Source organism: Cellulosilyticum ruminicola JCM 14822, assembly GCF_001311925.1.
Lineage (GTDB): Bacteria > Bacillota > Clostridia > Lachnospirales > Cellulosilyticaceae > Cellulosilyticum > Cellulosilyticum ruminicola.
In genome coordinates, this window is record NZ_BBCG01000076.1 from 1 (window position 1) to 12,713 (window position 12,713).

A 12,713-nucleotide genomic window follows, 5' to 3' on the forward strand; every position below is an offset into this window, starting at 1 on the left:
CAAAGGACTTCTGTAGAAAGAATCTTTAGTGATTTAAAAGATAATTATAGTTTAGATAATCTTAGAGTACCAACAATGAAAAAAGCAAAAGTATTTATGGACATTTGTTGTATTGCTCTGTTTGCGTCAAGATTAAATGATGCTCAAAAAAATCAAACTGTATCAGTATAAACTTTAAGTAATTAAAAGAAAAATATTGTAACAAAGTCAGTGGATAAAAAACATCAAATTTTACTAGCTGAATCGAATGACGCCATTTTTGAACTTTTTATAAAAAATCAAAATTTTATCCGCAGAAGGTAACTTTTGAATTATGAATATCCTTAATTATAAAATATTGATAATTAAAATTTGGTTAAATTAATATGACAAAAGTATATTAATACACTATTTTGTTTCAATTTGTTATATTATTATATAGAAGAATATATTATGAGAATAATTTGTTTGATAAAGGAGACAGAAGATGAAATTAAAACTACGAAATTTAATGGTACTTTTAGGTGTAGTCAGCTTATCACAGAGCTTAGTATATGGGAGTAGTCTATCATTAAAATATGATGGTAGTACACATGTATATGATAAGACACCCATTACACTTTATGTTAATAACATGGAAGTGATATCAGAGGTAATGCCGCCTGTTCAAATAGAAGGTTATGTACTTGTACCTATAAGAGAAGTATTTCAAGCATTAGGAGCGACAGTACAATGGAAAAGTAGTGAGAGAAAGGTTTGTATAGAAAAAGATAATTCACTTATTGTGTTAGAGCTTAACAATAAAGACGCTTGGGTAAATGGTGAAATAAAAGAGATGGAGATAGCACCAAAAGAAATTAATGAGAAAGTTATGGTACCTATTCGTTTCATAAGTGAAGCACTAGGTTACAAGGTAGCGTGGCTTAATAATGAACGTAGTGTACATATTAATGAACAAACTAGTATTATTCAAAGCAATAGCAATATAAATCAAGATTTTAGTAATAATCAAATAATAAGTGATGAAATAAGTCAAAATAATAATATGAGTTATATGAATGAAATAAATAGTATTTTTCCATTTTTAAATTATGATAGTATTGCTCAAAAAATGACAATATCAGATGGAGGTGCAGGTATATCAGTTAGTGATATTACAGTAAATGATAACTATACGAAACGAAAGATGACATTTACTATTAATAATAGTGCATTAGAGGATGTTAAACCAGGAAGCTGGAAAGGAAAAATAGGTTATTTAAAAGCAGTAAATGTTACAAAAACAAATTCAGGCGCTCAAATTACTGTGGAAACAAGTAGTGTATGTGCAGTTGATTTATCTAAGGGACAAGATGGTATTGTAATTAACTTTATGAAACCAAATCAAAAGTATAATAAGATTATTGTAGTTGATCCTGGACATGGCGGGGCTGATGATGGGACCAGATGTAATGGTGTAAAAGAAAAGGATATCACACTTAGATGTGGTAAGGCACTATTTAATCTTTTAGAAGCGGATAATAATATTAAAGTTTATATGACAAGGCCAGAAGATTGGTATGCTACAGCTGGGGATGGGATAGTTGGCAAACAATATCCTACATTAGATATGCGTGTTGCATTATCAAATGAAATTTCACCAGATATGTATATTAGTGTACATGTAAATTATGTGGAGAATGCGCCTTCAGCAAGTGGTATAGAAACTTATTACTATACATCTTCTGATAAGCGTGGACAAACTTTTGCAAGTAGGGTACAAAAAGCGTTAGTAGAGGAGTTTGGTTTACGTGACCGTAAAACAAAACATGGAGATTTTTATGTGATTCGTGAAACAAACGATCCTGCTATATTAATAGAGACTGGCTTTATTAGTAATTCGAATGATTTTAACACAATCACAGCTCCTAACTATACAGAACGATTTGCCAATGTAGTATATAATTGTATTTTAGAGTACTACAATGAAGGACTGAATTAACAAAAAAAGTAAAAAGACAAGATATTTGAGAAAATATATCTTGTCTTTTTTGTACATTGTAGAATGAAATGGAAATATAAGGCTTATACAATCTAAAAGTATGTAACAAAAATAATAAAATATAAACTTTAATTATCTAAAATATATAAAAAATTATACAAAAAAATAAAATAATATTATGTTCGCTTGAAAACGTAAAATGAATATGATATAGTATGTAACAAATAAACAAATGTTCATGAGAAACGAACAAGGAGTATAAGATGGAACAGAAGTACCCATACTATGTAATTAGTCAAAATGTCCTACCAGAAGTATTTTTAAAGGTAGTGGCAGTTAAAGAAATACTTGAAAAAAATAAAATGCTTACTGTACAAGAGGCTACGGAAAAAGTAGGTATAAGCCGCAGCTCTTTTTATAAGTATAGAGATGCTATATTTCCTTTTTATGATAAGGAAAAGGGAAAAGCAATTACAATGCTGATTAGTTTGCAAGATGAAACTGGCAGGCTTTCAGATGTATTAAATGGAATTGCTCAGGCAGGAGGTAATGTGCTTACTATTAATCAAATGATGCCAATTAACGGTATTGCAATCATTAACCTTTGTATGGAAACCTCTCAGATGGTAATTCCAATTGAAGAACTTATCACAAGACTTGGTGCACTTAGTGGCGTGCAAGAAATTAAAATTCTAGCTAGGGAGTAGCTAGTTAGGGTAAGTTGAAAATAGAAAATGGAGGGTGTAAGATGAAAGTCGCATTATTAGGTTATGGCACAGTTGGTAGTGGTGTAGTTGAAGTTATTAATGCTAATCAAGATAGCATCAATAAGAAGGCGGGTACTCCTATTGAAATTAAATACGTTCTTGATTTAAGAGAATTTCCTGGGAATCCTATAAATGAAATTATTGTTCATGATTTTAAACAAATTGCAGAAGATCCTGAGATTGAAATTGTGGCAGAAGCAATGGGTGGTGTAGAACCTGCTTATGCTTTTGCTAAAACAAGTCTTGAAAGTGGTAAAAGTTATGTTACTTCAAATAAAGAACTGGTAGCACTTCATGGCGCAGAACTTTTAGAAATTGCTAGAAAAAATAATGTTAACTTCTTATTTGAAGCCAGTGTAGGTGGTGGAATCCCTATTATTAGACCACTTAACCAATGTTTAACTGCTGATGAAATTTGTGAAATCACAGGTATCTTAAATGGTACAACTAACTTCATTTTAACAAAAATGAAAGATGAGGGACGTGACTTTGAAGATGTTTTAAAAGAAGCACAAGCTCTTGGTTATGCAGAAAAAAATCCTGCTGCTGATGTAGAAGGATATGATGCATGTCGTAAAATCGCTATTTTAGCTTCACTTGCTTTAGGGGAACATGTGAACTTTGAAGAAGTACCAACAGAAGGAATTACAAAGATTACAGCAGAAGATATGGTTTATGCAGAGAAAATGGGATATGTCATTAAATTACTTGCAACTTGTAAAAAACAAGACGATGCAGTATTTGCTCGTGTATCACCAATGCTTATTTCAAAATCACATCCTCTTGCTATGGTAAATGATGTATTTAATGCTATTTTTGTAAATGGTAATGTGATAGGTGATGTAATGTTCTATGGCCGTGGTGCAGGAAAACTTCCTACAGCTAGTGCTGTAGTTGCGGATATTGTAGATGCTGCTAAACATAAAGGAACAAATATTATTTCATTCTGGAGTCGTAAAAAAATTGAACTTAAAGATCAAGGTGATGTTAAAGTTAGATATTTTGTAAGAGTAAAAGATAATGCAGAAGTTGTAAGTAAAGTACAAGAAAACTTTAAACAGCTAGAAGTAGTAGAGGCTCTAGAGGGAGAATTCGCATTCATTACAGAAGTTTGCAGTGAAAGTACTTTTGCAGAAAAGATGGAAATCATTGATTATGCTAATGTACTTAGCAAAATTCGTATTGATAAATAATTAGAGGCTTTTAAAGCTACAAGATAGGCTATATAGAAGATGGTTCTATTAGTAAATCATTTTTTAAATAGAAAATAGATATTATGAAATAAACAGCTTGTTTATTTTTGAGGAGGAAACTAACGTGTTAATTGTACAAAAATTTGGCGGTAGTTCTGTAGCTAATGTAGAAAGAGTTTTTAATGTAGCAAACAGAATAGGAGAGACTTACAAAGCAGGAAACGATGTAGTAGTTGTTCTTTCAGCACAAGGTGATACGACCGATGATCTTATTGTGAAAGCAAAAGAAATTAGTGGTAATCCTGAAAAAAGAGAACTTGATATGTTGTTATCAACAGGTGAACAACAATCTGTTGCGCTTATGGCAATGGCACTTAAAGAACTTGGATTTCCATGTATTTCTTTAAATGCATATCAAGTTGGTATGTCAACAACATCTGCATATGGGAATGCAAGATTCAAACGTGTAAAACCAGATCGCTTAAGAAGAGAGTTAGACCGTAGAAACATTGTTATTGTAACAGGTTTCCAAGGAATTAATAGATTTGATGATATTACAACACTTGGTAGAGGTGGATCTGATACAACAGCAGTAGCGATTGCAGCAGCCCTTCATGCAGATAAATGTGAAATCTACACAGACGTAGATGGCGTATATACTGCTGATCCTAGAGTTGTTAAAAATGCAAGAAAACTTGAAGAGATTTCTTATGATGAGATGTTAGAACTTGCATCATTAGGCGCAAAAGTATTACACAATCGTTCAGTAGAAATGGCAAAAAAATATAATGTAGAATTAGTCGTTCGCTCAAGTTTAACAAGAGTAGAAGGCACAGTCGTTAAGGAGGCTTGTAAGATGGAAAGAATGTTAGTAAGTGGTGTAGCTGGAGATGATGAAATCGCACGTATTTCATTAATTGGACTTAAAGATACTCCAGGTAAAGCGTTTGATATTTTTGCAACATTAGCTAAAAAGGGAATTAACGTAGATATTATTTTACAATCAATAGGTCGTGATAAAACAAAAGATATTTCTTTCACAGTACCAGAAACAAGTTTAGTAGATGCTCAAAAAGTTATTGATGAAAACAAAGATCGTTGGGGATTCTCAGAAGTAGACTACAATGAAAATTTAGCAAAAGTTTCAGTAGTAGGTGCTGGTATGGTATCAAATACTGGTGTTGCAGCTAAAATGTTTGAAGCTATGTTTGATTCAAATATTAATATACATATGATTTCAACTTCAGAAATTAAAATTTCTATCTTAATTGATAAAAAAGATATGCATAGAGCAATGAATGCTATTCATGATATTTTTAAATTAGAAGATTAATTTTATATTTAAGGAAAAGTAGGAGGGAAGGACACAGTTCCTTGCCTCCTTTTTTAGAACAAAAATATGGCTAGATTAAAAAGTGGCATGAAAAATATAAAAGGTGGGGTAAAGATATGATTAAAGTAAAAGTACCAGCAACAACAGCCAATATGGGTCCTGGATTTGATAGTATTGGTATGGCACTTGGAATGTATAATATTATTTATGCAGAAGAAATTGAAGAAGGATTAGAAATTATTGTACAAGATGGGAATAAAGAAATACCAACAGATGAAACAAATTTAATTTATAAAACGATTTGTGCTTTTTATGAAAACATTAATCAGAAAGTACCTGGTCTTAGAATTATTCAACAAGATAGTATTCCACATACAAGAGGATTAGGAAGCAGTGCAGCATGTATTGTGGCAGGCTTACATATTGCTAATGCATTAAGTCAAAGTTTCTTCTCCAAAGAAGAACTTGTACAGATGGCAGCACAATTAGAAGGGCATCCAGATAATACAACACCAGCATTACTTGGAGGAATGACAATTGGGGCCATGAATAGTAAGGATATGAAATATGTAAAGGTACATGTAGCAGAAAATTTACATTTTGCCGTAATGATTCCAGACTTTACATTATCTACTGAACTTGCAAGAGGGGTTCTTCCTGAAACAGTAAGTTTAAAAGATGCAGTTTTTAATACATCTCGTGCAGCATTATTAACAGCATCTATGTTAATAGGAGATATGGATAATTTAGAGCTTGCTATGCAAGATTGCCTTCATGAGCCATATCGTGCCAAATTAATTCCACATATGGACGAAATCTTAGAAAAAGCTAAGTTTTATGGGGCTAAGGGAACATTTTTAAGTGGTGCGGGACCTACACTTTTGGCAGTAGTTAAAAATGTTGTAGCATTTAGAAGAGAAATGGTAGGTTATTTAGATGGACTTGAGAATAAATGGCAAGTACAAATGCTTCAAGCTGATAATGAAGGTGCAAAAGTATGGATTAATGAGGAATTACGTTATTAAATAAAGTTGTTTTAAACAATCTATAGGTAAAATAAACTATAGGTTGTTTTTTTTGTCTTATTAGAGTGAAAGATATTTACGTTAGGTTAAAAAAAATATACAATGAAATATATAATAGTTAAAAAATTTTAAATTATAAGAATAGAATGAGGGAACTAGGGTGAGAGATAAAGGAATAAAGTATATTGTTATGGTAAGTGCTCTTTTTGGGGGGATTTATTTAAAAGATTTAAAGCTGAATAGTAAGAATTTAATGTATACGGGAATTTTCTTAAGTTTGGTGATTATAATTGTGATTGCAGTTGCCAGTTTTATTATGATATTGACCAATATAAGTGTCAGAGAAAATAACAAAATTAATATACTTGCATATGGTTATTTTATATTAGGAATTATTACGATTTGCAATATGTATCTTTACATTATACATACTCATGAAAGAAGACTGCCCATTATGTATTATCGATATAATACACTTATTCAATTTTTGGAGCTTATTTTATTGTATATCGATTTATATTTTGTAGATGAAAAGCGAACAACTAAGTGGTGGATGAGTATGCTGGGTTTGTTTACATTATTATCTATAGGAATTGTGCTTAAAAAAAATAATACACTAGAATATATGCTCATTAAACACTATAGAATTATGTATAGTGTATTAAGTGCTGGCTTTATAATTATAGGTTTAAGTTTAAAATCCTATAATGTATATGTGGATGAGCTAAAATATTTGAGATGGTCTATGATTTTTAAGATTAGTTATTTGCTAGGAAACTTAAATACTAGAATATTATATAATGGCTTGTGGACAGTTGTTTTTTATACATGTAATACAGTCCATTGTATTTTAATTTATGAATTTATTTATAGGGTGATTATTAAACAAGTATGGCACCCAGCAGATAAGAAATTAAATATGACAGAAAGTGAATTGGCGCAGGAGGAGTTAGATAAGTATAATTTGGTTTTTGCTTCATATGCACTTAAAAACTATATGAAGTCCATAGATTATTCTACCCAGATTCTTAAAAAGAAAATGAGAAAAGGACATGACACAAGAAGTTTGGAACATCTTGAAAAAATCAAAAATAACTCAAATCGGTTAATGAAGTTAAGTAATAATATATTGGATTTGGGGCAGATGGATATTGGAAATGTGACACCAAAGTATAAGTTGACCCATATGAATCAGTTGCTTACAGTACTAGTAGAATCTATATTACCTTATATAGAAAATAGAGGGCTTAAAATAGATGTGATTCAAACTGAAACACCTGTTTATTGCTTAGTAGATTCCGATGAAATAGAGCGTGTATTATTAAATCTTATTTCAAATGCCATTAAATATAATAATACTAATGGGAAAATATGTGTTTATCTTAATGCTAAAGGGGGAAGGGCTTATATTTGTGTAGAAGATACAGGTGTGGGGATACCAAAAGAAAAATTAAAAAATATATTTGAACGTTTTGAGAGAGTCGATACAGGATTATCAAGAATGCAAGAAGGCAGTGGTTTGGGGCTTGCTATTGTAAAATCTATTATTGAAATGCATAAAGGAGAAATTAAGATTCAAAGTAAAGAAGAACAGGGAACTTTAGTGAGTTTTAATTTACCACTTTATAATGGACAGAAGAATAAACAGATTGAAACAAGAATTAAAGATACACTTAAGAGAAAGATTGAAGTGGAGTTTGCAGATTTAAAGAGATAGGGGAGGGTGTCGTGGGAGACTTCAAAAGAGATATATGCATTACACTTTGTGGTGGGGTATTATTTTATACCATGGCAAAATTATTGTGTATTAGGGATATAGCCACTTTTTTATATAGTATATTATTACTTAATACAACTATTCTTATGCTTAGTATGCATATTATTTTGTATAAACGTTTTGATAGTAGTAGCACAGGTGCTTATCGTATAATTAGTATACTTTTTAGTTTTCAAGGAATTAACATGCTTTATGGACTTATTATGTTAATGATAGATAATAGATTACCTAGAGTATATATGATGATGATGTCTGAATGTAATCTATTGGAACTATTGTGTATACCTGTTTTTATGTGGTATGCAGGAAAAGAAATTAATAGAGATAAAATTGCTACATATATTGCAGTTTGTTTTTTTATGTCTATTTTAATAAGTAAACAAATATATGTGTATTATGATATAAAGGTATATTCAATAATGACTGTAGTTGTGGCTTTGTTTTTGGCACTTACAAATATAATAGGTGTTTATTATGTAAAGAAATTTAAGTGGAGATTATCTAAAAAGGGAATACAGTATCTATATATTGTCTTTGCCATAAGGGGGATATATTACTTATTAGGTGTATATCTGTCACTTAATAATACTGGTGTAAGGGCTAAGCATATTCGGTGGTTTCTAATGTATATTAAAAGTATATATATATATTTAATAGGTGTAAGTTTATATTATAATTGTTTGAAAAAGTCTTGGAATGAACTTATTGAGAAGACACGGACGGCGAAAGAAAAGATTTATAGTAATCATGAAGACCGGGATACGATTGTGAATTTGTCGCATGAGCTTAAAACACCTATTAATGTGATTCAAAGTGTTGTACAAGTGATAAAGTTAAATGACGAGTTAGATAAGGGAATTATAAATGAATTAAGAAATATAAAAAAAGAGTGTAATGAATCTATGAAGCTTATTATCCATATGATTGATATTAATAAACTTAAAGGTGGGTATTTAAAAACTAACTTTGAAGTTTATAATATGGTAGAAGTACTTGAAAATGTCATAGATGCGTTTGCAACTTTATATGAAGATGTAGACTTAATATTTAATACAAATGAAGAAGAAATTAAAATGAGTATTGATCTGGTCCTTGTTCAACGTGCTAGTATGTATATTATAGGAACACTTTTAAATCATGGGCGGAAAGAAATCTATATGGATTTAGAATATGAATCAATTAATAAGGCAGTAAGTGTCAGTATTTATGCCAAAGAAATAGAGACGTTTATTAAAGAGCATCAAAAGGATATTGCAAAGTGCAAAATTGAAGAAGCAGGAGATGTATTTGCATTAGAATTTATTAAGTGCATATTGGTGATGCACAATGCCCATATTAGTCATCAGGGAAGTGGCTATTTAAAAGTAACCTTTTATAATATTGTTGGAGGAGAAGAAGAAACTATTTATTTGGAAGGAAATATGGAGTATTTAAAAGATAAAATTAAAAGCTTATATTATGCATAAGTGAATAGGAGTAATTTATAAAGTGTGTTAAAATGGGAAAAAAGAGATAAGGAGAAGACCATGGATATTATACAGATTTTACAAACAGAACTTGGCATTAAAAAAAGACAAGTTGAAAATACGATTAAGTTAATTGATGAAGGTAACACAATTCCTTTTATTGCTAGATACCGAAAAGAGTTAACAGGTGGACTAAATGATGAGGTGTTACGTCAATTTGGTGAACGTTATACTTATCTTCAGAATTTAATGGCACGTAAAGAACAAGTTATTAAAAGTATTGAAGAACAGGGTAAACTTACAAAAGAATTAAAGGATGCTATTTGGAAAGCTGCTACTGCTACAGAAGTAGAAGACTTATATATGCCATATCGCCCTAAAAAGCGTACCCGTGCTACAATTGCAAAAGAAAAAGGGTTAGAACCTTTAGCAGTTATTTTAAAAGAGCAAAAAGAGCAAGATATTGTAAAGGCAGCACAAGCTTTTGTAAATGAAGAAAAAGGTGTGAAATCATTACAAGAAGCCTTAAATGGGGCCAAGGATATCCTTGCAGAAGAAGTTTCAGATAATGCTAAGTTTAGAGGATATATTCGTAAGCTTACGTTTAATAAAGGTCTTATTATTACAAAAGCAAAAGATGTAAAAGAAAAAACTGTTTTTGAAATGTATTATGATTATAGTGAAAAGGTGAGTTCTATGCCAGGACACCGCATTCTTGCTATTAATCGTGGTGAAAATGAAAAGACACTTAGTGTAAAGATTGAAGCACCAGCAGATGAAATTATCGCTTATTTAGTACGTAATATTATTCAAAAAGAGAGTAGTACAAAAGAACTTTTAGAAGAAATGCTACAAGATAGTTATAAACGTCTTATTGCGCCAGCAGTTGAGCGAGATATTCGTAATGAACTTACTGAAAAAGCTCAGGAAGGAGCACTTGAAGTATTTAAGAAAAATCTTTATCAGCTTTTAATGCAAGCACCTATTAAAGGATATACAGTTATGGGGATTGACCCTGCTTATCGTACAGGATGTAAAATTGCAGTAGTAGATGAAACAGGTAAAAAACTAGATAAAACAGTAATTTTTCCAACACCACCACAAAATAAAATTGAAGAAGCTAAAGAAGCTTTAAAAGAATTCATTGAAAAATATGATATAGATTTACTGTCAATTGGTAATGGAACTGCTTCGCGTGAAACTGAAAAGTTTGTAGCAGAGCTTTTAAAAGAAATTGATAAAAAATTACATTATGTTATTGTTAATGAAGCAGGGGCTTCTGTTTATTCGGCTTCAAAACTTGGAACAGAAGAATTTCCAAATGATGATGTAGGGGTAAGAAGTGCTGTGTCTATTGCAAGACGTCTTCAAGATCCACTTGCTGAACTTGTAAAAATCGAGCCTAAAGCTATTGGTGTTGGGCAATATCAACATGATATGAATCAAAAACGTTTAGAGGAGTCTCTAAGCGGTGTTGTAGAGGGAGCAGTTAATGAGGTTGGGGTAGATATTAATACAGCTTCAGCATCTCTTTTACAATATGTAGCAGGTATTAAGAAAACGGTTTCTCAAAATATCATTGCCTATCGTGAAGAAGTAGGAAGTTTTACAAATCGTAATATGATTAAGAAAGTAAAGGGATTAGGTCCTAAAGTGTTTGAACAATGTGCAGGTTTCTTACGCATTGTGAATGGAGATAACTTCTTAGATAATACAGGTGTTCACCCAGAATCTTATCACATTGCTAAAGCACTTTTAAAAGAAGTGGGTTATGATACAGTGGAAGCAGGACATATGCAAGACTTAAGAAGTAAGATTACAGATATTGAGGCACTGGCTAGTAAGTTGGGAACAGGTGTCCCAACTTTAGAAGATATTATTAAAGAACTTGAGAAACCAGGCAGAGATCCTCGTGAAGATATGCCACAGCCGATTCTTCATAGTGAAGTTTTAGAAATCAAAGACTTAAAAGAAGGTATGAAGCTTAAAGGAACAGTAAGAAATATTGTAGACTTTGGGGCTTTTGTAGATATCGGAGTGCACCAAGATGGACTTGTACACTTATCTCAAATGAGTGATAGATTTATTAAACATCCATTAGAAGTTGTAAAAGTAGGGGATATTGTAGATGTTACTATTTTATCTGTAGATGTAGAAAAAAATAAAATTGCTTTAAGCATGAAAACTGTTAAATAAAAAAGGACCAGTTAAATCTTTAAAAGATACTTGAAAAATTATTTTCTTGGCATATAATTTAATTAATTAAATAAGCAATTTAATTCTTCAGGGCAGGGTGAAATTCCCGACCGGCGGTGATAGTCCGCGATTACATTATTTTGATAATGTACCGATTTGGTGAAATTCCAAAACCGACAGTAAAGTCTGGATGGTAGAAGAGCTAGAATGTATAAGATATAATAATTTGAGCTTAGACCATGATAAGCAACCTGTTGAAAGAATAGGTTGCTTTTTGATATTAAAATATTAATTGACCTATGAGATTTGGGTAATCATAAGTCTAAGGGAGGATTAGCATATGAAAGATAAAAAGTTATTTAACACAGTGAATATGGTAAAAATAGGAATCTTAGGTGCGCTAGCTATTGTACTTATGCGTACACTTGAAATACCATTACCTATTTTTCCAGCCTTTTTAAAAATAGATTTTGGTGATGTGCCGGCCGTTATTGCAACACTTGTTATTCATCCATTAGCAGGAGTTATAGTCGTTATTATTAAAAACTTATTAGCATTATTTAACTCAAGTACAGGTGGTGTTGGAGAAATTGCCAATGTGCTTGTAGGAATTGCATATATTTTACCAATTGCGTTGATGACAAGAAAACGTACAACAATTAAAAATATTATTATTGGCAGCACAATAAGTATTGTTTTAATGATGGGCGCAGGTATGCTGACAAATGCTCTTATTACAATGCCATTATATGGTGAACAAGCATGTATCGGTATGGGTGCAGCGATTAATCCTAATATTGTAGATAAATGGACATTTTTACTTTATGTCATTGCACCATTTAATTTTGTAAAAGGTATTCTTGTTTCTACAGTTAGTGTGATTTTAGTAAAAGCTATTCAACCAGCACTTAAACATTTAAGAGTAAGCCGTGCATAATATGTAAAGCATAAGCCTCACTTGAAATGATTATTCATTTCAAGTGAGGCTTTTTTATT

General features: G+C 31.2%; 9 protein-coding genes and 1 riboswitch. All 9 genes read left to right on the top strand.

Going from position 1 to position 12,713, the window contains the following annotated elements; all coding sequences use genetic code 11:
• The first annotated feature begins 466 nt into the window (after positions 1-466).
• The 9 genes from JCM14822_RS16325 to JCM14822_RS16365 all read left to right on the top strand — a co-directional run bounded on the left by JCM14822_RS16325 (position 467) and on the right by JCM14822_RS16365 (position 12,654).
• A complete protein-coding gene (locus tag JCM14822_RS16325) occupies positions 467-1,960 on the top strand; it encodes an N-acetylmuramoyl-L-alanine amidase (RefSeq protein WP_054743461.1) in 1,494 nt (497 codons plus the stop codon).
• Positions 1,961-2,223: 263 nt separating this feature from the next.
• Positions 2,224-2,667 carry an ACT domain-containing protein gene (locus JCM14822_RS16330; RefSeq protein WP_054743462.1) on the top strand — a complete coding sequence of 148 codons (444 nt, stop codon included), beginning with the start codon at positions 2,224-2,226 and terminating at the stop codon, positions 2,665-2,667.
• Positions 2,668-2,708: 41 nt separating this feature from the next.
• Positions 2,709-3,920, top strand: a complete 1,212-nt coding sequence (locus JCM14822_RS16335; protein WP_054743463.1) for a homoserine dehydrogenase — start codon at positions 2,709-2,711, stop codon at positions 3,918-3,920.
• A gap of 124 nt (positions 3,921-4,044) precedes the next feature.
• Positions 4,045-5,253 carry an aspartate kinase gene (locus tag JCM14822_RS16340; RefSeq protein WP_054743464.1) on the top strand — a complete coding sequence of 403 codons (1,209 nt, stop codon included), beginning with the start codon at positions 4,045-4,047 and terminating at the stop codon, positions 5,251-5,253.
• Between the two features lie 116 nt (positions 5,254-5,369).
• Positions 5,370-6,278 carry a homoserine kinase gene (gene thrB, locus JCM14822_RS16345; RefSeq protein WP_054743465.1) on the top strand — a complete coding sequence of 303 codons (909 nt, stop codon included), beginning with the start codon at positions 5,370-5,372 and terminating at the stop codon, positions 6,276-6,278.
• A 160-nt stretch (positions 6,279-6,438) separates the two neighbouring features.
• On the top strand, positions 6,439-7,995 hold the full coding sequence (locus JCM14822_RS16350) for a sensor histidine kinase (RefSeq protein WP_054743466.1): 1,557 nt from the start codon (positions 6,439-6,441) through the stop codon (positions 7,993-7,995).
• 11 nt (positions 7,996-8,006) lie between these two features.
• Positions 8,007-9,521, top strand: a complete 1,515-nt coding sequence (locus JCM14822_RS16355; protein WP_054743467.1) for a sensor histidine kinase — start codon at positions 8,007-8,009, stop codon at positions 9,519-9,521.
• A 60-nt stretch (positions 9,522-9,581) separates the two neighbouring features.
• Positions 9,582-11,717 carry a Tex family protein gene (locus JCM14822_RS16360; RefSeq protein ID WP_054743469.1) on the top strand — a complete coding sequence of 712 codons (2,136 nt, stop codon included), beginning with the start codon at positions 9,582-9,584 and terminating at the stop codon, positions 11,715-11,717.
• Positions 11,718-11,796: 79 nt separating this feature from the next.
• Positions 11,797-11,923, top strand: a riboswitch (FMN riboswitch).
• Positions 11,924-12,057: 134 nt separating this feature from the next.
• Positions 12,058-12,654: an ECF transporter S component gene (locus tag JCM14822_RS16365; RefSeq protein WP_054743471.1), complete on the top strand. Its 597-nt coding sequence runs from the start codon at positions 12,058-12,060 to the stop codon at positions 12,652-12,654.
• The last annotated feature ends 59 nt before the right edge of the window (positions 12,655-12,713 follow it).